This is a genomic window from Streptomyces termitum (genome assembly GCF_014650175.1).
In the GTDB taxonomy this organism is placed as follows: domain Bacteria; phylum Actinomycetota; class Actinomycetes; order Streptomycetales; family Streptomycetaceae; genus Streptomyces; species Streptomyces termitum.
This window is the reverse complement of record NZ_BMUL01000002.1, coordinates 457,162-477,189: the sequence shown is the minus strand read 5'-3', so window position 1 is coordinate 477,189 and position 20,028 is coordinate 457,162. Positions and strand designations below refer to the sequence as shown.

Below are 20,028 nucleotides of genomic sequence, written 5' to 3'. Positions count from 1 at the left end.
CCGTCCGCCCGCGCGGGACCGCCGGACACCCGTGGACGGGGGCGCCGGCGCGGTGGACGCCCGCGTACGGCGGCGGTGGACGTCCGGCGCGGGGCGGCGGGCTCCTGAGCGATGATGGGGCACCCGTTTCCGCCCGTTCTTTGGAGAGCCCCGCCCATGGCACCGCGCATCCTGCTCGCCCGACACGGCCAGACCGAGTGGTCGCTGCTCGGACGGCACACCGGCAGGACCGACATCCCGCTGCTCGACGAGGGGCGGCGCGGCGCGAAGCTGCTCGGCGAGCGCCTGCGCGGGGGCCCCTGGCAGGGCCTGCCCGGCGTGGAGGTGCGCACCAGCCCGCTGGTCCGGGCGAGCGAGACCTGCTCCCTGGCCGGTTTCGGCGACCGCGCGGAGCCCTGGGACGCCCTGATGGAGTGGGACTACGGCGCCTACGAGGGGCTGACGCCGGCCCAGATCCAGGAGCGGCGGCCGGGCTGGTTCATCTGGCGCGACGCCGTCCCGGACGGCGAGTCGCTGGCCGAACTGTCGGCCCGCGCCGACGAGGTCGTGGCCTGGGCCCGGTCGGCCGACCGGGACGTGCTGGTCTTCGCGCACGGGCACGTCCTGCGCTCGATCGGCGCCCGCTGGCTCGGCGAGGACGTGTCCTTCGCCGCCCGGATCCGGCTCGACCCGACCAGCCTGTCGGTGCTCGGCTGGGCGTACGGCGCACCGGCGATCGAGCGCTGGAACGACACCGGCCACCTGGAGGCGTGAACCCGCGGGTGTACGCGCGCCGGTTCACGCCCCCGTCAGGATGAGTCGGGTTTCGGCCAGCAGGCCGCGGACGCGGGCCGAGGCGATCCCGTCGTCCAGCGACTCCGCCACCCGCTTCGCCTCCGCCGCCGCCTCGTCGCGCCGCCCGGCGCGGGCGAGGTTCCCGGCCAGCTGCGCCCGGTAGAGGGCGAGGTTGCGGGCGAAGCGGGGGTGCTGGAGCAGGGTCGCGCGCTGGGCGTGCCGGGCCGCCCGGTTCCAGTCGCCGAGCGCGGCCCAGCAGTGCGCCTCCAGCGCCTCCAGCTCGGGCTCGCCGAAGAAGGACATCCACTCGGGGTCCTGGTCGGCGTGGCCCCGGCCGAAGTGCTCGTGGGCGCGGCCCAGGCACTCCTCGGCGGAGGCGCGCTCGCCGAGCCCGGCCCAGGCGGCGGCCTCGCGCAGCGACAGCAGGGCGGTCAGCCGGGGGGAGCCGAGCGGGGCGGCGGCGCGCAGTCCGGCCTGGGCGGCGCGGACCGCCTCGCGGTGCCGGCCGGTGTCCCGGGCGAGGAACGAGGTGTTGCAGAAGGCGTGCGCCTCCAGGGCCGCGTCGCCGGAGACCCGCGCGGTGGCCAGGGCCTCCGCGTAGTGCGAGCGGGCGTCCTCGTGGCGGCCCGAGTCGTGGGCCAGCCAGCCCACCGAGAGGGACAGCTCCCCGGCGCCCGACAGGAGCCGGTCCTCGGTGGAGCGGCGGGCCGCGGTGCCCCGGTCGAGCAGGGCGTAGGCGCCGCGCAGCGGCTGGGCGGCGATCTTGTAGAGGCCGTCGGCGCCGTGCCGGTCGTCGAGCAGGCGGATGCGGCGTACGGCCTCCTCGACGGCGAGGACCTCGGCCTCGCCGATGCGGTGGGTGCCGCGGGGGGCCGGGATCGCGGCGGCGGTGCCGCCGAGGCCCCAGGTGGCGGCCGCCAGGGTGGCGGTGCCGCTCGTCATGAATGCGCGACGCAGCACGTCGCTCTCCTCATCGTTCCGGTTCGGGAGGGCGGGGGGCGGGGGCCCGGGGACCCGGCCGGGGGCGCCCGGCCGTCGGCCGCGTACCGCCTCCCGCGCGAAGAAGCCCAGGTCGGTGAGGGTCAGTCCGGGGAACATGTGCAGGAAGACCCGCTCGTACGCGTAGTTGGGGCAGCGGATCTCGCCCGCCTCCACGCGCCCGATGTACCGGGCGTCGCACGCGACCTGTTCGCCGATCTCCCGGGCCGCCCGGCGGACCGCGGCGGCGAACTCCGCCGGGGAGTGCCGGCCGCGGAGCCGCCGGAAGGCGAGATTGGGAACTGCCCGTGACATGGCCATGGCCGAGCCCTCTCCTGGTGCCGCCGGGTGTTCCGGCGGCAAGAACGTACCTGCTGTGACTGGATGCCTACGCAGAGTTTGGCTACAAATCGGATATCTCGCCTGGCATCTGCCATGAACCGCCATCCTTTGCGGCGGTGTGCCGCCGTAGCCGTTGACGCGGACGGGCGTTGAACCGTATGGGAGAGACGGAACGTGTCTCCTTCCGGGAAGCGAGGAGGGGTCCGTGTCCGAGAACGCCATGCCTTTCGAGACCGCCGCCCAGGCGGCCGCCGTCACCGGCGCCCCGGGCGCCGAGCCCTGCGACCTGGTGACCGTGCCCGCCCGCCAGGGCCTGGAGGCCGTCGACATCCTCCGCCGCCGCGGCGCCCCCGAGGTCGGCCCGGTCCTCCACGACGGCGCCTGCGACACCCTCGGCTTCCTCGTCCCGCCCGGCACCGCCGCCGCCTGGGACCTCCCCGGCAGCGCCTGTACCCGCACCTCCGGCCGCGGCCTGCGCCTGCCGGAGCTCCCCGAACTCCCCGAGCCCGCCGGCGACGCCCCCCGCCCGGCGGGCTGGCTGCTGCCCCCCGGCGACACCGGCCCGGTCACCGACCCCGCCGTCCTGCGCCGCGCCCTCGGCGAGGCCGCCCGCCTCATCGAGGCCGCCGACGGCTGCCACTGACCCCGCCCCGCCTCCCGGGCGGCCCCGCGCCCGGTCCGGCCGATAATGGGCGGATGGCCAGGAACAAACAGCGCGAGCGGGCGGCGGCAGGCGCCGCCGAGACCGTCGACGGCGGGCTCGCCGAACTGATACCCGACCGCGACCGGGCCCGCGCCTGGACCCTCCTCCTCGACGGCGCCCCCCAGTCCCACGTCGACCTCGACGACCCGGCCGCGCTCGCCTTCGAGTACCAGCGCCGCCTCGGCCACGTCATCGACCTCGCCGCCCCGCCCGGCCGCCCCCTCCAGGTCCTCCACCTCGGCGGCGGCGCCTTCACCCTCGCCCGCTACACCGCCGCCACCCGGCCCCGCTCCACCCAGCAGATCGCCGAGATCGACGAACCCCTCGTCCGCTTCGTCCGCCGCGAACTGCCGCTCGACCCCGGCGCCCGGATCCGGGTCCGCGCCGCCGACGCCCGCGCCGCCCTCGGCAAGGTCCCCGACGGCTGGGCCGACCTGGTCGTCGCCGACGTCTTCCGGGGCGCCCGCACCCCCGCCCACCTCACCAGCACCGAGTTCCTCACCGAGGTCCGGCGCGTCCTGCGCCCCGACGGCACGTACGCCGCCAACCTCGCCGACGGCCCGCCGCTCGCCCACCTCCGCGGCCAGATCGCCACCGCCGCCGCCGTTTTTTCCGAACTGGCCCTGGTCGCCGACCCCACCGTGCTGCGCGGCCGCCGCTTCGGCAACGCCGTCCTGGTCGCCTCAGGACTCCCGCTGCCCGTCGCCGAACTGACCCGCCGGGTCGCCTCCGACCCGCACCCCGGCCGCGTCGAACACGGCCGGAGCCTCGCCGACTTCACCGGCGGCGCCGCCCCGGTCACCGACGCGACCGCGAAACCCTCCCCGGCCCCGCCGCCGTCGGCCTTCCGCTGAGCGGCGTCAGGCCTGGCCCTCCTCGATCTGGACGCGGGGCGGGGAGTCGTGCCAGAGGCAGAAGACGGAGACGTCGCGGTCGCCCCGGGTGAAGCTCACCCGGATCCACGTCGTCTGCTTCCACACCCGCATCTGCCAGCCGGACGCCGGGGTCGCCGAGACCAGTTCGCCCGCCTCGCCGCCGACGTCGAAGGTGACCCGGCCGCCGTCCACCGCGTACGTCTTCACCCGCGAGGACGAGGACGGGGAGCGCGGCGGCGGGGTGGGGTCCGGGGCGGCGGCGGTGGCCGGGGGCCGGGTGGTGGGCGGCGGGGTGGTCGGCTCGGGCGGCTCGGACGGCGGCGCGGATGTCGGGGGAGCGGGCCGCGCGCTGTGGGTCGAGGACGTCAGCGGCACGTCGTCCGCCCCGTCGGCCGGCAGCAGGTCGGCGGCCGCGCCGGTGGGCAGGGGGAGCGCCCGGGGGGCGTCGTAGACGGTCCCGGACAGCACGGTGTGCACCCCCCACCAGGAGAGCGTGACCGCGGCACCGGTGGCGAGCGACCAGGCCAGGGCGTGCACGAGTCCTCTTCGCATCAGGGCCATACTGCACCACGCCCCGCCGACGCGAACCGGAAGGTGCGGTTTCTCCGGCTGTCCCCCGAATGGCGTACGGTGCCGCCCATGGCAAGTGTGCTCGTGGTCGAGGACGATCAGTTCGTGCGCTCCGCCCTCATCCGGCAGCTGACGGAAGCCTCCTACACGGTGCGGAGCGTCGGCACGGCCCTGGAGGCGCTGCGCGAGGTCGCCCATTTCCGTTTCGACGTGGTCGTCCTCGACCTCGGTCTGCCCGATCTCGACGGGTCCGAGGCGCTCAAGATGCTGCGCGGCATCACCGACGTGCCGGTGATCATCGCGACCGCCCGGGACGACGAGGCGGAGATCGTCCGGCTGCTGCACGCCGGTGCCGACGACTACCTCGTCAAGCCGTTCTCGGTCGACCACCTGACCGCCCGGATGGCCGCCGTGCTGCGCCGGGCGCGGGCCGTCTCCGGCGAGCCCGCGCCGAGCACCGAGCTCCGGGTCGGCGGGCTCGCCATCGACCCGCTGCGCCGCCAGGCCGCCCTGGACGGGACCCCGCTCGACCTGACCCGCCGCGAGTTCGACCTGCTCGCCTTCCTGGCCGGGCGGCCCGGCGTGGTCGTCCCGCGCAAGGAGCTGCTCGCCGAGGTGTGGCAGCAGGCGTACGGCGACGACCAGACCATCGACGTGCACCTGTCGTGGCTGCGGCGCAAGCTCGGCGAGACGGCGGCCCGGCCGCGCTACCTGCACACCCTGCGCGGCGTCGGCGTGAAGCTGGAGCCGCCGGGGGAGCCCCGCCCGTGAGATGGGCCCTGGTGAAGGTGTCCCTGGCGGTCACCGCCATGGTGGTCATCGCCTTCGCGGTCCCGCTCGGCCTCGTCGTCAAGGAGATGGCCCGCGACCGGGCCTTCTCCAACGCCGAGCGGCGCGGCGCCGGGCTCGCCCCGGTCCTCGCCATCACCACCGACCGGACGGAGCTGGAGAAGGCCGTCGCCACCACCGAGGACGGCGCGGCCGGCCGGCTCGCCGTCCACGTGCCGCCCGTCGGGACCGGCGGGGAGGCCCTGGAGATCGGCACCCGCCGGGCGAGGGCCGAGGAGCTGGCCGCCACCCGCAGCCTGGGCCGGGCCTCCATCGCGGAGGTCCCCGGCGGCTACGCCCTGCTCCAGCCGACCGCGCTCAGCTCCGGACAGGTCGCCGTCGTCGAGCTGTTCGTCCCCGAGGAGGAGGTCACCAACGGCGTCGCCACCGCCTGGCTGGTCCTCGCCGGGGTCGGCGTCGCCCTGATCATCGGCTCCCTCGCGGTCGCCGACCGGCTCGGCGTCCGCATGGTCCGGCCCGCCCAGCGGCTGGCCGGCGCCGCCCACGAACTGGGCGAGGGGCGGCTCGGCGTCCGGGTCGCCGAGGAGGGCCCGCCCGAGCTGAAGTCCGCCGCGGTCGCCTTCAACTCGATGGCCGACCAGGTCATCCAGCTCCTCGCCAACGAGCGGGAGCTGGCCGCCGACCTGTCCCACCGGCTGCGCACCCCGCTCACCGTGCTCCGGCTCAACGCCGCCTCCCTCGGCTCCGGCCCGGCCGCCGACCAGACCCGGGCGGCCGTCGAGCAGCTGGAGCGGGAGGTGGACACGATCATCCGCACGGCCCGCGAGGCGAAGCCGCAGACCACCCAGCCGACCGGCCCCGGCGCGGGCTGCGACGCGGCCGAGGTGGTCCGGGAGCGGATGGAGTTCTGGTCGGCGCTGGCCGAGGACGAGGGGCGGCTGGTCCGCCTCGCGGGCGTCGAGGGTCCGGTACGCATCCCGGTGGCCCGCCCCGAACTGGTCGCCGCCCTCGACGCGCTCCTCGGCAACGTCTTCCGGCACACCCCGGAGGGCACCGCCTTCTCGGTGGACGTCCACAACGGCGACGACGCGGTCATCGTCCTCGTCTCCGACGCGGGCCCCGGCATCGCCGACCCGGCCGCCGCGCTCGCCCGCGGCAACAGCGGCACCCGGGACGGCTCGACCGGCCTGGGCCTCGACATCGTGCGCCGGATGGCGGAGGCGACCGGCGGCGACGTCCGGATCGGGAACTCGGTCCTCGGCGGTACGGAGGTCCGGATCTGGCTCGGCCTCGGCGGCGGACACCCGGCCGCGCCCCAGCCCCGCCGCTCCCACCGCCCCTCCCGCCGCCGCGCCCCCCGCCGCTGACCCCGCCCGGAACCCGTACGCCAGGACCCGTATCCGGCGGTCCGTACCCGTAACCCCGCGTCCGGCGGCTCCCGCCCGGGACCCGCGCCCGGGACCCGTACCCCAAGGGCCTTGTCCCGGCGAACCTTTGCCCGCCGTGATGGCTTCCTTAAGGGGACCCTAAGGATCCGGGGATGCGTACCTTATGGGTGGATCGCCCCTTCCGGGGGCGCTAGCGTGCTGTCACGGCTTCCGAGCCCGCGTTCCCCCTCGTGACCCCGTCCCCCGAGACCATCCCGTCCCCCCACACCGCGTGCCCCGGCTGGTGCCACCCCCACCTTCGGCCGGGGCACGCCTCTCTCCCGGCTCAGCCGCCCGAGGACTCCTTCCACTCGGCGGCGTAGTCGTCGAAGATCGCCCGCAGGTGGTGGCCGATCTTCAGGTAGTCGAGGTCGTCCAGGTTGGCGAGCGAGACCCGGACCGACCACTCGGGTCCGTCGAAGCCGCCGCCGTTGAGGAGCACCACGCCGGTCTGCTCGGCGAGCCGGAACAGCGGGTCCACGGGCTCGTAGTTCTTCTCCAGGAAGTCGGCGAAGCCCTTGCCGCGGACGCGCTCGGCCTCCGCGAGGAGGTCCAGCTCGATGTAGTACCCGGCCCGCTTGTCGTCGTCGGCGATCTTCATCCGGGCGCCTTCCAGGAGCAGTTCGAGCCGCCGGCCGACGATGCCGCGCAGCCGCTCCTTGTACGCCTGGCCCTCGGGGAGCATGTCGAAGAGGGAGAAGAGGGTCATCATGACCTGCTGCGGCAGCGACAGGCCGGCGGTGTGGTTGAGGGCGACCTGCCGGGAGTCGGCGACCAGCCGGTCGATGAAGCGGATCTTCTCCGGCTCCAGGGAGAGGGTCCCGTACCGCTTGTTCAGGCGCTCCTTCTCGGCGGCGGGCAGTTCGGCGATCATCCGGTCGACGACGTTGTCGTCGTGGAGCCCGATGACGCCGAGCCGCCAGCCGGTGGCGCCGTAGTGCTTGGAGTACGAGTACACGAGCAGGGTGTTGTGCGGGAGGTCGGCGGCGACCGAGCGGAAGCCGGGGACGAAGGTGCCGTACACGTCGTCGGTGACGACCACCAGGTTCGGGTTCTTGCCGGCGACGATCTCCTTCAGCTGGTTCGCGACCCGCTGACTGAGCGCGAGCGAGGGCGGGTTGGAGGGGTTGACCAGGCAGACCAGCTTGACCGACGGGTCCTCCAGCTTGGCGACCTCCTCCTCCGGGTAGCGCCACTCGCGGACGCCGGTCTCGGCGAAGAGGGAGGCGTTGACGTGGACGACGTCGAACTCGTACGTGTCGAGTTCGGGGATCTCGATGTACGGGGTGAACACCGGCACCATCAGGGCGATCCGGTCGCCCTTCTTCAGGATCCCGTTCTTCATCAGGGAGTCGAAGACGTAGCACATGGCGGCGGTGCCGCCCTCGGTGGCGAAGTACGAGACGTTCCCCTCGGGCGGGCGGCCGTCGAACATCTCGTCCTCGACGTAGCCGCGGACGACCTGCTCGGTGTGGGTGAGGATCCGGTCCGGCACCGGGTAGTTGTCGCCGATGGAGCTGTCGGTCAGCTCGTGGACGAAGGCGTCCTTGTCGAAGCCGAAGCGCTCGACGGCGTACGCGACGGACCGCTGGAGGAGTTCGATGCCGGGCAGGTCCGGGTGGCGGCGCACGAAGGTGTCGAAGCGGTCGCCGGAGCCCGCGCGTTCGGGCATGCCGCCGAGGTCGTCGGCGGTCCACACCCGGCGGGACTCGGAGAGCGCGAAGTAGCCGAGGGCGTGGAAGGCCTCGCGGGGGCTGGTGGCGGTCCAGTTCGGGTTGCCGCGGCCCGCGTTGAGCATCTGGACGGAGGACTTGTCCTTCTGGCCGGGCCGGTCGCCCTGGACGTGCTGGGCGAGGGTGATGAACTTGTCCTTCAGCTCGAACGGCGAGAGCTGCGCGAAGGACTTGATCTCCTCGCGGGTGAAGGTGGTCTTGGGCATGGCGGGTCCTTCGCGGGGGTCAGTGGTTGAGGAGGACGATCACGGCGCCCCAGATGGTCAGCAGCACGTTGCCGACCGCGTAGGGGATCGTGTAGCCGAGGGTGGGGATCTGGGACTTCGACTGCTCGTTGATCGCGCCGATCGCGGCGGTGGTGGTCTGGCCGCCGGCCAGCACGCCCATCAGGATCGGGAAGCGGATCTTCTGCACGTAGTGGCCGACGAGGAAGCCGACGACCAGCGGGACCAGGGTGGCGACGGCGCCCCACAGGAGCAGTCCCCAGCCGGCCGTGGACAGGCCGCTGGTGAAGCTGGGCCCGGCGTTGATGCCGACGACGGCGACGAAGGCGCAGAGCCCGAAGGTGTCCATGAACCACTGGGCGCCGGGCGGCACGTTGCCGTACGTGGGGTACCTGCCGCGGATCCAGCCGAAGACGAGGCCCATGATGAGGGCGCCGCCGGAGGTGGACAGCGAGATCGGCACCCCGGAGACGGTGAGCGCGGGGATGCCGACGCAGCCGCCGAGGAAGACGCCGAGGCCGACCCAGAGCATGTCGGTGGCGAAGGAGGTCGGGACCGGCTTGCCGATGGCCCGGCCCGCCGGGTCCACCAGCCGCTTCGGGCCGGTGAGGATGAGGGTGTCGCCGCGCTCGACCGTGGTCGAGAGCCGGTAGGGGAACTCGGCGCCGGAGCGGTACAGCTTGTCGATGTAGACGCCGACCATGAAGGGTTCGCGGCGCAGGTCGGCGATGGTCCTGCCGAGCTGGGCCTTCTCCGAGGCGACGACGTGCAGGGTCTCCGTCTCGTAGCCGAGGAGTTCGACGTCGTCGGTCTCGGGCCCGATGTGGGTGCGGGCGTCGAATTCCACCAGGGAGCCGCGCAGCGCGGAGACGGCGACCACGTCGCCCTCGCGGAGCACGGTCGCCTGGTCGTGGGGGAGGATCGCGCCGTCGCGCCGCACCCGGGTGAGGTAGACGCGGTGGCCGAGTTCCCTCTGCTGGTCCTCGAAGTCGTCGATGGTGCGGCCGACGAGGTCGGGGCGCCGGATCGTGTACGCCCGCAGGACGACCTCGTAGTACCCCTCGGCGAGGTCCGGGTCGTCGCCGGGCGCGTCCAGCTCCTTGGCGAGCCGCGCGGACTCGGCGGCCAGGTCCCGCTTGTAGAGGCGGGGCAGGACGCTCGCGAGGAGGATCGCGCAGAGGATGGTGCCGAGCGGGTAGGTGACGGCGTACCCGATGGCGACCAGGTTCTCCTCGGTCTTCATCTGGTCGGCGGAGAGGCCGGGGAGGTTGCCGATGGCGTCCTGGGCGACGCCGATGACGGCGGACTGGGTGAGCGCGCCGCCGAGCAGTCCGGCCGAGAGGCCGGGGCCGTACCCCAGCATCACGGCGAAGCCCCAGGAGACCAGCAGGCCGGTGACGCAGACGAGGAGCGCGTTGACGACCTGCGGCAGGCCGTCCTTCTTCAGGCCCCGGAAGAACTGGGGGCCGACCTTGTAGCCGAGGGCGAAGAGGAAGAGGGTGAAGAAGAGGTTCTTCACCGTGGCGTCGATGGTGATCTTGAACTGGGCGCCGAGCAGCAGCCCCGCCACCAGGCAGCCGGTGACGGCGCCGAGCGCGATGGCCCGGTAGCGCAGCTTCCCGAAGAGGAAGCCGAGGGCGACCGTGATGAAGACCAGCAGTTCGGGATGGGGCTGGAAGACGTTCCGGTTCAGGAAGTCGATCATGGCGGGCGGCCTCTCAGGCTCCGAGGACGCCGACGAGCAGCGGGCCCGTCAGCGGGAGCAGGAAGTTGGAGAGGGTGTACGTGATCGTGTAGCCGAGCATCGGCACCGAGCTCTGCGCCACCTGGGTGATGGAGGTGATCGCGGGCGTCGAGCACTGCTGGCCCGCGATGGCGCCGATCAGCAGCGGTTTCTCGATCTTCAGCAGGGTCCGGCCGACGATCAGCGAGACCGTCGCCGGGATGAGGACCATGGCGATGCCCGCGAACGGCAGCAGCGCCCCGTACTCCTTCAGCAGCGGCCACGCCTGCGGGCCGGAGACCAGTCCGGTACAGGCGATGAAGACGGCCAGGCCCATGTCCTTCAGGGTGGTGGCGGCCTGCGGCGGGAAGGCGCCGAAGGTCTGGGTGCGGGAGCGGAACCAGCCGAAGAGGAGCCCGGAGATGAGGCAGCCGCCGCCGGTGCCCAGCGACATGGGGACGTCGCCGAAGCGGACCACGACCTGGCCGAGGAGCGAGCCGCAGGCGATGCCGAGCCCCAGGTAGATGAAGTCGGTGGCGTCGTTCTTCACGGTCGCGCCGACCTTGGAGGCGATCCGGCCGAGCGCGGCGCGGGAGCCGACCAGGGTGAGCACGTCGCCGCGGCGGACGACGGTCTCCGGGGTGGCGGGCAGGTCCGACTCGTTGCGCAGCACGTCGGTGACGTACACGCCGCCGGTGGCGAACTCCGGGTGCTCCCGGTTCAGCGTCTCGATCGACTTGCCGTCCACCGACTTGTCGGTCAGCGAGACCTGGGTGGAGGCGAGCGGGGTGTCGAGGCCGGGGACGGCCGGGGTCTCCGGGCCGATGGACCGGCCCGCCTCGATGATGGCGGTGCGGCGGCCGACGGTCAGGACCAGGTCGGAGAGGGTCAGCTCGAAGTCGGGCGGCGGCGGGGTGAGGACCTTGCTGCCCCGCTTCACCGCCTCGACGGTGACCTGTCCGCCGAACCGCCGCTCCAGCTCGTCCACCCGGGCGCCGTCGGCGAGGGTGACGAGGAAGGTGCGGCCGACCGTGCCGGGCAGCGCCTCGCGCTCGTCGGACTCCAGGCCGCCGCCGCTGCCGCGCATCTTCTCCCACAGGGCGCGGGAGGCGTCCCGGAGGTTGATCCGCAGCAGCATCGGCATGATCTGGCTGGTGTAGATCACGATGGTGATGAGGCCGAAGAGGTAGCAGACCGTGTACGCGGTGGCCACGTGCCCCTGGTACTGGGTGATCTGGGCCTGGGTCAGGTCGGAGAGCTTGCCGATGGCCTCGGTGGCGGTGCCGACGACGGCGGACTCGGTGGCGGCGCCGGCCAGGATGCCGGCGGCGGTGCCGACGTCCAGGTCGAAGGCTTCGGCGAGGCCGAGGGCGATGCCGACGACGCACACCACCTCGATGAGGCAGAGGGTGAAGAAGCGCAGGCTCTTGCGGTTGAGGTTGGCGAAGAACTGCGGCCCGGCGAGGTAGCCGAGGGAGAAGATGAAGAGGGCGAAGAAGATCGTCTTGACGTCCTCGGAGACGACGACCTTCGCCCAGGCGCCCATGAGCAGCGAGACGATCAGGGTGCCGCAGATGCCGCCGAGGGTGATGGGGCCGACCCGGAGCTTGCCGAGGAGGTAGCCGGCGGAGAGGCAGAGGAAGAGGGCGAGCTCGGGGTGGTCGCGCAGGACTCCCATCCGGCCTCACCCCACCCGTACGGAAGAAAAACCGAACAATGCGGACATAAAGGGAAGCTAACAGTGCGCCGGGACCCATGGACCGGCACCAGACCCGTCCGGGTGAGCACGGGCCCGTCACCCCTTCACCGCGCCCCGCATCACCCCGCCCACGATCTGCCGCCCGAACACCGCGAGCACCACCAGCAGCGGCAGCGTCCCGAGCAGCGCCCCCGCCATCACCACCGAGGTGTCCGGCACATAGCCCCGGCCCAGCCCCGTCAGGGCCACCTGCACCGTCGGGTTCCCCGTCTGCGTGAGCGCCAGGACCGGCCAGAAGAAGTCGTTCCACGCCGCCACGAAGGACAGCGTCCCCAGCACCGCCATCGCCGGCCGCGCCGCCGGCAGCACCAGGTGCCACAGCACCCGCGCCGTCCCCGCCCCGTCCATCCGCGCCGCTTCGAGCAGCTCCGGCGGCAGCGCCTCCACCAGGTGCTGGCGCAGGTAGAGGACGCCGAAGGCGGAGACCAGCGAGGGCAGCACCACCGCCTGGAGCTGGTCCGTCCACCCCAGCCGCGCGATCACCAGATAGAGCGGTACGACCCCGAGCTGCGGCGGCACCAGCAGGGTCGCCCCCACCAGCAGCAACAGCGCCCCCCGGAAGCGGAACCGCAGCCGGGCGAAGGCGAAACCGGCCAGCGTGGACAGGACCACCGTGCCCAGCGCCACCGACCCCGCCACCAGCGCCGTGTTCGCCAGCGCCTCGCCCATCCCGCCCTCGGTCCACGCCACCGACAGGTTCCGCCCCAGATTCCGCCCGAACCGGAACGGCGGCGGCGACTGCGCCAGCCGCCCGCTGGTCCGCGAGGCCGCCACCGCCGTCCACAGCAGCGGGAAGACCGACACCACCGTGAAGGCGCCCAGCAGCAGGTACGTCCCCCAGCCCGCCCGCTCCCGCCCGTCCGCCGCGCTCACCGCGCCCCCCGGCCCCGGCCGCCCCGGACCAGCCGGACCAGCCCGAATCCGGCCACCAGGAGCAGCAGCATCGCCCACGCGAGCGCCGCCGCCCGCCCCAGGTGCAGGTTCACCCAGCCCTGCTCGTACAGGTAGAGCCCCAGCGTCTGGTACTGGTGGTCGGCCCCGCCCGAAGCGCCCGCCCCGCTGCTGAAGAGCAGCGGCTCGCCGAACAGCTGCACCGCCCCGATCGCCGACACCGCCCCGGTGAAGGCCAGCGCGGGCCGCAGCCCCGGCAGCGTCACGTGCCAGAACCGCCGCCACCGCCCGGCCCCGTCCAGCGCCGCCGCCTCGTACAGCTCCGGCGGCACCGTCCCCATCGCGGCCAGGTAGATCAGCGCGTTGTACCCGGTCCACCGCCAGAGCACGATCGACGCCACCGCGAACTTCGACGCCCACGGCCCGTTCTGCCAGTCCACCGGGGAGAGCCCCACCACCCCGAGGGCCCAGTTCACCATCCCCTGGTCGCGCCCGTAGAAGAGGGCGAAGACCAGGGTGGCCGCCGCCACCGACGTCGCGTACGGGGCGAGCGCCGCCACCCGGAAGAAGAGGCGCCCGCGCAGCCGGGCCGCGAGCAGGTGCGCCACGCCGAGCGCCAGCAGCAGCTGCGGCACGGTCGCCAGCAGCCCGATCAGCACCGTGTTGGAGAGCGCGTTCCAGAAGAACTCGTCGCCCAGGAGCCGTGCGTAGTTGTGCGCCCCCGCCCACTGCCGGGCCTCCGGCGCGGTCAGGTCCACCCGGAAGAACGACAGCCACGCCGTCGCGGCCAGCGGGAACAGCCCGAACGCGGCGAACAGCAGGAAGAACGGCGCGACCAGCGCGTACGGCGCCGCCCGCGACCGCAGCGGCCGCCCCCGGGGCCGTACCCGCTCCGCCGCCACCGGCACGAGCGCCCGCCGCGCGGTCTCCTCAGTCATCGGTCACGTCCCGCCACCCCGCCTCACCGGTCCAGCGCGTTGTCGATCGCCTTCATCGCCGCCCGCCACGCCGACTCCGGCGCCCGCCCCGTCTGGTCGACCTGGAGCATCCCGGTGTCGGACAGGATCTGGTTGACGAGCCCGTCCTTCGGCCCGACCGGCGCCACCGGCACCTCCCGGGCCGCCGCCGAGTAGATCCGGCCGACCGGCGCGTCCCCGAAGTAGGGGTGCCGGGCGTCCGCCACCGCCGGCAGCGCGAAGGCGGCCCGCGCGCTCGGGAAGCTGCCCCGCCGCTCGAACAGCACCGCCTGCTGCTCCGGCGCGGTCAGCCACGCCGCCAGCGCGGCGGCCTCGGCGACGCGCGGCCCGGCCGAGGGGACGACCAGGAAGGAGCCGCCCCAGTTCCCCGGCCGGGGCGCCCGCGCCACGTCCCACTTCCCGGCCCCCGCCGGACCGGCCTTGTCCTGGATGTAGCCGAGCATCCACGCCGGGCAGGTGACCGAGGCGAACCGGCCGTGCGCGAAGCCCCGGTCCCAGTCGGGGGTGAACTGCTGGAGCCGCGCGGTCAGCCCGTCCCGGGCGAAGGCGGCGCCCAGGTCCCAGGCGGCCCGCACCGCCGGGTTGGCGGCGACCACCAGCCGCCCCGCGGCGTCGTAGTACCGCAGCGGGGCGCCGGAGACCACCGCGGCCATCACCCCGGACGCCGAGTCGGTGAACGCGGTGCCCCCGGGGGCGCGGGCGGCGAACCGGCGGCCCGCCGCCAGGTACTTCCGCCAGTCCCCGGCCCACAGCCGCCCCACCTCCTCGCGGTCGGTGGGCAGCCCGGCGGCGGCGAAGAGGTCCTTGCGGTAGCAGACGGCCAGCGGCCCGATGTCGGTGCCGAGCCCGAGGACCCGCCCGTCGGCGGTCCGGGCCTGCGCCCACTTCCAGGGCAGGAAGTCCTCCCGGCGCACCCCCGGCGCGTGCGCGAGGTCGGCGAGCCGCCCGGCCTGGGTGCCGACGACCTCCGCGATGTTGCCGACCTCCACCGCCTGGACGTCGGCGAGCCCGGCGCCGGCGGTGAGGTGGGTGAGGAGCTGCGGGTAGTAGACGTCGGTGCGGGAGAGGGAGGTCTGCCGGATCGCGACGTCCGGGTGGAGCCGCATGTACGCGTCGTACAGCCCGGCCTCCTTCATGCCGAAGGTGCCGTACACCCCGACGGTGAGCGTCACCGGCCGGCCGGCGGTCGGGACGGGGCTCCCGGCGCCGGGGGCGGGCGGCACCGGCGGGTCGGTGGCGCAGCCGGCGAGCAGCGCGGCGGCGGCCAGCACCGCGAGCGCGAGGCCCCGTCCCGAGGAGATCCGCCGGACAGGGCCCGGGGTTCTCGCTCGCCGTGGTCGCCGTACGGTCCTCCGCCCCATGCCCCGACCGTAGGCGGCGGGACGGGGACGGCCGCCGGGGCGCCGCCGGGGACGCCGCCGCCTCACCCGTTCGGCGTACGACGGCGGCCGGGCGCGCGGAAACGGCGGAGGCCCCGGTTCTTCCGAACCGGGGCCTCCGCCATCAGGGTGAGTAACGGGACTCGAACCCGCGACTTCCTGGACCACAACCAGGTGCTCTACCAGCTGAGCTATACCCACCATGGGCCGAAGGTTTTCCCGAGGGTTTCCCCGACCGGCCGAGAAGAAGTCTACAGGGTTCCGGGGGGTGCTCGCGCACACGTTTTCCCGTGCGCGCGAGCGGGCCCCTCCGGGGGGCCTACGCGTCGCGGACGACGTGGCGGGCCGCGATCTCCTTCGCGGTCTCCGAGTCGGGGCCGGGCTGCGGCACGAAGACGGCCTCGCGGTAGTAGCGCAGCTCGGCGATGGACTCGCGGATGTCGGCGAGCGCCCGGTGGTTGCCGTTCTTCTCCGGACTGTTGAAGTACGCCCTCGGGTACCAGCGGCGGGCCAGTTCCTTGACCGAGGAGACGTCGACGATCCGGTAGTGGAGGTGGCCCTCCAGGGCGGGCATGTCGCGGGCGAGGAAGCCGCGGTCGGTGGAGACCGAGTTCCCGCACAGCGGAGCCTTGCCGGGCTCCTTCACGTGCTCCCGGATGTAGGCCAGGACCTGGGCCTCGGCGTCGGCCAGCGTGGTGCCGGCCGCCAGCTCGTCCAGCAGGCCCGAGGAGGTGTGCATCCGGCGCACGATCTCCGGCATGGTCTCCAGGGCGCGGTCCGGCGGGCGGATCACGATGTCCACGCCTTCGCCGAGCACGTTCAGTTCCGAGTCGGTGACCAGCGCGGCCACCTCGATGAGTGCGTCGTCCGTCAGCGAGAGCCCGGTCATCTCGCAGTCGATCCACACCATGCGATCGTTCATGCGTCCTACCTTAGGGGGCCGTCGGCGGGGGAGCCGTGGCGGAACGGGGGAGAACGGGCCGGAGGGCGCCCGGGGAGGTGTCCCCGGGCGCCCCGCGGTTTTGCCGTGCGCCGCTCGTGGCGGCGCGGGCCTGCGCCGGCCCCGCGCCTACGGCGCGCTGCGCTGGCCCGGCAGGGTCGGCCGGCCCGACGTGTAGACGTCGGACTGCGGCTTGCCCGGCTCGGACACCACCGGGCGGCGGAGCCCCGCCCCGGCCTGGGCGGGCACGGCCGCCTCCAGGACGGCCGCCGGGGCGTCGCCCTGCGGCCGCCGGGCCCGGTAGGCGGCCCGGTAGGCGGCCGGCGAGGAGCCGAGCTGCCGCCGGAAGTGGCCGCGCAGCGCCACCGGCGAGCGGAAGCCGCAGCGGCCCGCGACCTCGTCGACCGAGTAGTCGGAGGTCTCCAGGAGCCGCTGCGCCTGGAGCACCCGCTGGGTGATCAGCCACTGGAGCGGCGCGGAGCCGGTCAGCGAGCGGAAGCGGCGGTCGAAGGTCCGCCGCGACATGTACGCGCGGGCCGCCAGGGTCTCCACGTCGAACTGCTCGTGGAGGTGCTCCAGGGCCCAGGCCACGACCTCGGCGAGCGGGTCGGAGCCGATCTCCTCGGGTAAAGACCTGTCGAGGTAGCGCTCCTGACCGCCGCTGCGCCGCGGCGGGACGACCAGCCGGCGCGCCAGCGCGCCCGCGGCCTCGGTGCCGTGGTCGGTCCGCACGATGTGCAGACACAGATCGATTCCGGCCGCGGTGCCGGCGGAGGTGAGCACGTCGCCGTCGTCGACGAACAGCTCCCGCGGGTCCACGTGGACCGACGGGTAGCGCTTGGCGAGCGTCGGCGCGTACATCCAGTGCGTCGTCGCCGGCCGGCCGTCGAGCAGCCCGGCGGCGGCGAGGACGAACGCCCCGGTGCACAGGCCGACGATCCTGGCCCCCTCCTCGTGCGCCCGGCGGAGCGCTTCGAGCGCTTCCGGCGGCGGCGGCGAGGTGATCGAACGCCAGGCGGGGACGACGACCGTCCCGGCGCGGCCGATCGCCTCCAGGCCGTACGGCGCGGTGAGTTCGAGCCCGCCCGTGGTCCGCAGGGGGCCCTCCTCGCCGGCGCAGACGAGCAGCCGGTAGCGGGGCACGCCGGCGTCCTGCCGGTCGATGCCGAACACGGAGAGCGGGATGGAGCTCTCGAAGATGGGGCCGCCGCTGAACAGCAGCACCGCGACGACTTCCCGACGGCGGCGCCCGGACAGCTTCCGTGCGACCTCCGGTGCGGCGGAGTCCTGGCTCATGGTGCTAAGCCCCCCTCGGTGTTCGCGTCTCCCTGGTCGTGTCGCTGTGCCACGTTTCCCCTCGGTTTTGCACGAGACCCCAGTCTTCGGTACCCATGATCGAATCTACTGCGTCCCGTGGCGCCGGCGTGACAAGTTCTCGATCCGGCACATTGTCGACATGGCAACTTGGCGCGAAGTGATCGCCCGTCAGGGAGGCTTCCGCAAGGGCTTCCGGAGGGGGTCCCGGGTGGCGAAGTGGCCGTACGCGGGGGGTGCGCGCCCTTGTGGCGGCGGATTTCCGGGGGAACGGCCGAGGGTTGGCGTACCGTTTCGGCAAGGGCGCGCCGAGAACTTCAAGTTGGCTGAAAACCTATGGGATCGGCTGTGCGAACCTGTCAACTCGGAGGGGGTCCCCGGGCCCCCGCCGGGAGGCCGGACGGAGGGTCGGGCCGGAGGGCGGGGCCGGACGCCGCTGGTCCCCGGCGCGCGTCCCGTACGGACCCGGGCGCGGGGGTCTCAGTCGTGGAGTCCGCGTTCCGCGCGGCGCAGCAGCAGCCGGCATCCGGCCGTCACGGAGGCGAGCCCGAGCGCGGCCCCGCCGGCCCCGCCCAGCGAGGTGCCGAAGGCGATCAGGACCAGCGGCACCAGGGCGCAGCAGAAGACCGCCCAGCGCACCACGTCCCCCGCCGGGTCCCCCGGGCCCCCGCCCGCCCCCTCCGGACGGCCCCCCGGCCCCTCCGCCCCGGCGGTCGACGGCGGTACGGCGCCGGGCGCGGGGGACGGGAGGGCGGCGGGAGCGGCGACGGGGGCGGCGGCGACGGGGGCGGAGGTGGACGGTGCGGGCACGGGCGGTCTCCCTGCGTCGGTGATCCGGACCTGTGGGGAACGAGAAACGGAACGTTCCGGTCACTTCGGGCGCCGCCCGTTCGGCCCCGGACGGCCGGACGGCGCGGCCGCCGGGACGGCCGCCGGACCGGCCGCCGGACCAGTGGCCAAAGGACGCCTGTAGGGCACATCCGGCATTGCCAGATGGTGAACCGCTCGTGCATGCTCCGGGGGGCACCGCGCGCGCCGAGCCGCGCACGGGCCGTGCGCACCCCGGGTGTGGCACGGCGGGCCCTGGGCAGGAGAGGAGTGTCGCCGTACCCTTACGGGTATGGGATGGGGAAGATGATTCCCGGACACAGCTCCGCCGCACCCGCCGATCCGTTCCCCTCTCTTGTCCCTTCACACGAGGATCTCCCTAGCCGAGACACCGATGGCCGGTCACGATTTCCCCGAACCCGCGGACCGCAAGCGCGTCGCCGACTCCACGGTCGACCCCCTCGCGGTGGAACAGCCACGCCACGCCTGCGACCCGGCCTTCCGGCACGGAGTGGTCGTCGGCTTCGACGGCTCCACGTCCAGTGAGCGCGCCCTCGCCTACGCCATCGGCATGGCCCGGCGCTCCGGCTCCGGCCTGATCATCGTGCACGTCGCGAACAGGCTCCCCACCACCGTCTGGGCCGGCTGCGAGCCGCCCGTCTTCGTCGACGTGCCGGACCACCGCACCGAGGTCCTCGGTCTGGAACTGGCCTGCGCGGACCACCTCTCCGAGGTGCCGTGGATCCTGGTCGAGCGCGGCGGCGACATCTGCCACGAGCTGGAGGAGGTCGGCCGGGAGTACTCGGCCGACGCGATCGTGGTCGGCTCCACGCACGGGATCGTCGGCCGGATCTTCGGCTCGGTCGCCGGGCGGCTCGCGCGCCGCGCACGGCGGCCCGTGATCGTCATCCCGTAACCGGCCCTCCCCGCCGTCCCGTTCGGCCCGGCGGTCCGTCAACTCCCTTGCCCCACCGAACATTTCTTCCCTCCGCAGGTGATTTGTGCGCTTGTGAAGGGTAGTTAAGGAGGGCAGAACACAGCAGCTCACGCGGCATCACCGCTCGTTCGAAGGGAGCCCGTCGTGCACAAGGACGTCGCGTCGGGGAACGGCACCTCCACCCTCGGAAACCTCGCTCTCGGACTGACCCTCCTGGCCTTCGGCCTGGGCGGCACCGGAGTCATCGACAACGTCGCGGCAGCCGATGCCGCGGGCCTCGCCACCTGGGTCGGCGGCGTGGCGCTCTTCCTGGTCGGCCTGCTCGCCCTGCGGGCCGGCTCCACCGGCGACGGCACGGCCTTCGCGGCGCTCGGCGCCTTCTGGTTCACCTGGGGGACCGGAGTGGGCGGCGGGGGCTCGGCCGACGCGGCCGGACTCTTCCTGCTCCTGTGGGCGCTCCTGGCGCTCACGCTGACGGTGGCCGCCAAGGGCGGCGGAGCCTTCGGGCAGGGCGTGTACGGGCTGCTGTTCGTCGCGCTGCTGCTCTCGGGCATCGCCGCGCTGGCGGGCAGCGAGGGCCTCGGCAAGGCGGGCGGCTGGGTCGCCGCCCTGGCGGGCCTGGCGGCCTGGTACGGCGCCACGGCGGCCCTGGCGGGCTGGCCCACGGCGCTGGGCCGTGCGGGCCGCGGCGGCGCGGCGGCGGCCGCGTAGCGAAGAGGCACGGCGGGAAGGGCGGAACGGCCCCGGCACGCTCCTGGGAGGCGTGCCGGGGCCGTTCCGCGTGTCCGGCCGAGACCGCCGGGGGACAGGCCCGGCGGCCGGCTCCGGGGGACAGGCCCGGAGCCGTGCGGCGCGCGGCGGGGGA

Annotated in this window: 18 protein-coding genes and 1 tRNA gene; 7 read left to right on the top strand and 12 right to left on the bottom strand. The window is 74.1% G+C overall.

Translation table 11 applies throughout. The features are described from left to right. Window positions 1-156: 156 nt before the first annotated feature. Complete coding sequence (locus IE219_RS05400; protein ID WP_189975349.1) at window positions 157-753, top strand: histidine phosphatase family protein; 597 nt, start codon at window positions 157-159, stop codon at window positions 751-753. Window positions 754-777: 24 nt separating this feature from the next. Here IE219_RS05400 and IE219_RS05395 read toward each other — a convergent pair whose 3' ends face one another. Then, entirely contained in the window at window positions 778-2,073 is a 1,296-nt protein-coding gene (locus tag IE219_RS05395; protein WP_189975348.1) for an NsdA family TPR-like regulatory protein, read from the bottom strand. Between the two features lie 241 nt (window positions 2,074-2,314). Here IE219_RS05395 and IE219_RS05390 point away from each other — a divergent pair, with 241 nt between their 5' ends. Then, a complete protein-coding gene (locus IE219_RS05390; RefSeq protein ID WP_229849621.1) occupies window positions 2,315-2,737 on the top strand; it encodes a hypothetical protein in 423 nt (140 codons plus the stop codon). Between the two features lie 53 nt (window positions 2,738-2,790). Further along, window positions 2,791-3,651: a spermidine synthase gene (locus IE219_RS05385; RefSeq protein WP_189975347.1), complete on the top strand. Its 861-nt coding sequence runs from the start codon at window positions 2,791-2,793 to the stop codon at window positions 3,649-3,651. 6 nt (window positions 3,652-3,657) lie between these two features. On the opposite strand, the gene IE219_RS05380 is transcribed toward IE219_RS05385, so the two are convergent. Next, a complete protein-coding gene (locus IE219_RS05380) occupies window positions 3,658-4,233 on the bottom strand; it encodes a hypothetical protein (RefSeq protein ID WP_189975346.1) in 576 nt (191 codons plus the stop codon). A gap of 78 nt (window positions 4,234-4,311) precedes the next feature. Here IE219_RS05380 and IE219_RS05375 point away from each other — a divergent pair, with 78 nt between their 5' ends. Both IE219_RS05375 and IE219_RS05370 read left to right on the top strand, forming a co-directional pair. After that, window positions 4,312-5,013 carry a response regulator transcription factor gene (locus IE219_RS05375; RefSeq protein ID WP_189975345.1) on the top strand — a complete coding sequence of 234 codons (702 nt, stop codon included), beginning with the start codon at window positions 4,312-4,314 and terminating at the stop codon, window positions 5,011-5,013. Further along, window positions 5,010-6,398 carry a HAMP domain-containing sensor histidine kinase gene (locus IE219_RS05370; RefSeq protein WP_189975344.1) on the top strand — a complete coding sequence of 463 codons (1,389 nt, stop codon included), beginning with the start codon at window positions 5,010-5,012 and terminating at the stop codon, window positions 6,396-6,398. The genes IE219_RS05375 and IE219_RS05370 overlap by 4 nt, the downstream gene beginning before the upstream one ends. A gap of 346 nt (window positions 6,399-6,744) precedes the next feature. On the opposite strand, the gene IE219_RS05365 is transcribed toward IE219_RS05370, so the two are convergent. The 10 genes from IE219_RS05365 to IE219_RS05320 form a co-directional block, all read right to left on the bottom strand. Beyond that, window positions 6,745-8,397: a bifunctional aspartate transaminase/aspartate 4-decarboxylase gene (locus IE219_RS05365; protein WP_189975343.1), complete on the bottom strand. Its 1,653-nt coding sequence runs from the start codon at window positions 8,395-8,397 to the stop codon at window positions 6,745-6,747. 19 nt (window positions 8,398-8,416) lie between these two features. Then, window positions 8,417-10,120 carry an aspartate-alanine antiporter gene (aspT, locus tag IE219_RS05360; protein ID WP_189975342.1) on the bottom strand — a complete coding sequence of 568 codons (1,704 nt, stop codon included), beginning with the start codon at window positions 10,118-10,120 and terminating at the stop codon, window positions 8,417-8,419. A gap of 13 nt (window positions 10,121-10,133) precedes the next feature. Beyond that, complete coding sequence (gene aspT, locus IE219_RS05355) at window positions 10,134-11,816, bottom strand: aspartate-alanine antiporter (protein WP_189975341.1); 1,683 nt, start codon at window positions 11,814-11,816, stop codon at window positions 10,134-10,136. A gap of 117 nt (window positions 11,817-11,933) precedes the next feature. Further along, a complete protein-coding gene (locus tag IE219_RS05350) occupies window positions 11,934-12,848 on the bottom strand; it encodes a carbohydrate ABC transporter permease (RefSeq protein ID WP_373298765.1) in 915 nt (304 codons plus the stop codon). Continuing rightward, on the bottom strand, window positions 12,767-13,726 hold the full coding sequence (locus tag IE219_RS05345) for a carbohydrate ABC transporter permease (RefSeq protein WP_189975340.1): 960 nt from the start codon (window positions 13,724-13,726) through the stop codon (window positions 12,767-12,769). Before IE219_RS05345 ends, IE219_RS05350 begins: the two co-directional genes overlap by 82 nt. 23 nt (window positions 13,727-13,749) lie before the next feature. Further along, window positions 13,750-15,036, bottom strand: a complete 1,287-nt coding sequence (locus IE219_RS05340; RefSeq protein WP_189975339.1) for an ABC transporter substrate-binding protein — start codon at window positions 15,034-15,036, stop codon at window positions 13,750-13,752. Window positions 15,037-15,272: 236 nt separating this feature from the next. Continuing rightward, a tRNA-His gene (locus IE219_RS05335) sits at window positions 15,273-15,345 on the bottom strand. A 118-nt stretch (window positions 15,346-15,463) separates the two neighbouring features. Further along, entirely contained in the window at window positions 15,464-16,066 is a 603-nt protein-coding gene (orn, locus tag IE219_RS05330) for an oligoribonuclease (protein ID WP_189975338.1), read from the bottom strand. Window positions 16,067-16,213: 147 nt separating this feature from the next. Continuing rightward, the gene (locus IE219_RS05325; protein WP_189975337.1) at window positions 16,214-17,380 is read right to left on the bottom strand and encodes a helix-turn-helix domain-containing protein; all 1,167 of its coding nucleotides are present in this window, start codon (window positions 17,378-17,380) and stop codon (window positions 16,214-16,216) included. A gap of 498 nt (window positions 17,381-17,878) precedes the next feature. Next, the gene (locus IE219_RS05320) at window positions 17,879-18,208 is read right to left on the bottom strand and encodes a hypothetical protein (protein ID WP_189975532.1); all 330 of its coding nucleotides are present in this window, start codon (window positions 18,206-18,208) and stop codon (window positions 17,879-17,881) included. A gap of 412 nt (window positions 18,209-18,620) precedes the next feature. Between IE219_RS05320 and IE219_RS05315 the strand changes: the two genes are divergently transcribed. Next, entirely contained in the window at window positions 18,621-19,142 is a 522-nt protein-coding gene (locus IE219_RS05315; protein ID WP_189975336.1) for a universal stress protein, read from the top strand. 165 nt (window positions 19,143-19,307) lie between these two features. Continuing rightward, window positions 19,308-19,874, top strand: a complete 567-nt coding sequence (locus IE219_RS05310) for a GPR1/FUN34/YaaH family transporter (protein WP_189975335.1) — start codon at window positions 19,308-19,310, stop codon at window positions 19,872-19,874. The last annotated feature ends 154 nt before the right edge of the window (window positions 19,875-20,028 follow it).

Coding starts and splice junctions, on each gene's coding strand:
- IE219_RS05400 (WP_189975349.1), top strand. CDS start 157: ATGGCACCGCGCATCCTGCTCGCCCGACACGGCCAGACCGAGTGGTCG.
- IE219_RS05395 (WP_189975348.1), bottom strand. CDS start 2,073: ATGGCCATGTCACGGGCAGTTCCCAATCTCGCCTTCCGGCGGCTCCGC.
- IE219_RS05390 (WP_229849621.1), top strand. CDS start 2,315: ATGCCTTTCGAGACCGCCGCCCAGGCGGCCGCCGTCACCGGCGCCCCG.
- IE219_RS05385 (WP_189975347.1), top strand. CDS start 2,791: ATGGCCAGGAACAAACAGCGCGAGCGGGCGGCGGCAGGCGCCGCCGAG.
- IE219_RS05380 (WP_189975346.1), bottom strand. CDS start 4,233: ATGGCCCTGATGCGAAGAGGACTCGTGCACGCCCTGGCCTGGTCGCTC.
- IE219_RS05375 (WP_189975345.1), top strand. CDS start 4,312: ATGGCAAGTGTGCTCGTGGTCGAGGACGATCAGTTCGTGCGCTCCGCC.
- IE219_RS05365 (WP_189975343.1), bottom strand. CDS start 8,397: ATGCCCAAGACCACCTTCACCCGCGAGGAGATCAAGTCCTTCGCGCAG.
- aspT (WP_189975342.1), bottom strand. CDS start 10,120: ATGATCGACTTCCTGAACCGGAACGTCTTCCAGCCCCATCCCGAACTG.
- aspT (WP_189975341.1), bottom strand. CDS start 11,816: ATGGGAGTCCTGCGCGACCACCCCGAGCTCGCCCTCTTCCTCTGCCTC.
- IE219_RS05345 (WP_189975340.1), bottom strand. CDS start 13,726: ATGACTGAGGAGACCGCGCGGCGGGCGCTCGTGCCGGTGGCGGCGGAG.
- orn (WP_189975338.1), bottom strand. CDS start 16,066: ATGAACGATCGCATGGTGTGGATCGACTGCGAGATGACCGGGCTCTCG.
- IE219_RS05325 (WP_189975337.1), bottom strand. CDS start 17,380: ATGAGCCAGGACTCCGCCGCACCGGAGGTCGCACGGAAGCTGTCCGGG.
- IE219_RS05315 (WP_189975336.1), top strand. CDS start 18,621: ATGGCCGGTCACGATTTCCCCGAACCCGCGGACCGCAAGCGCGTCGCC.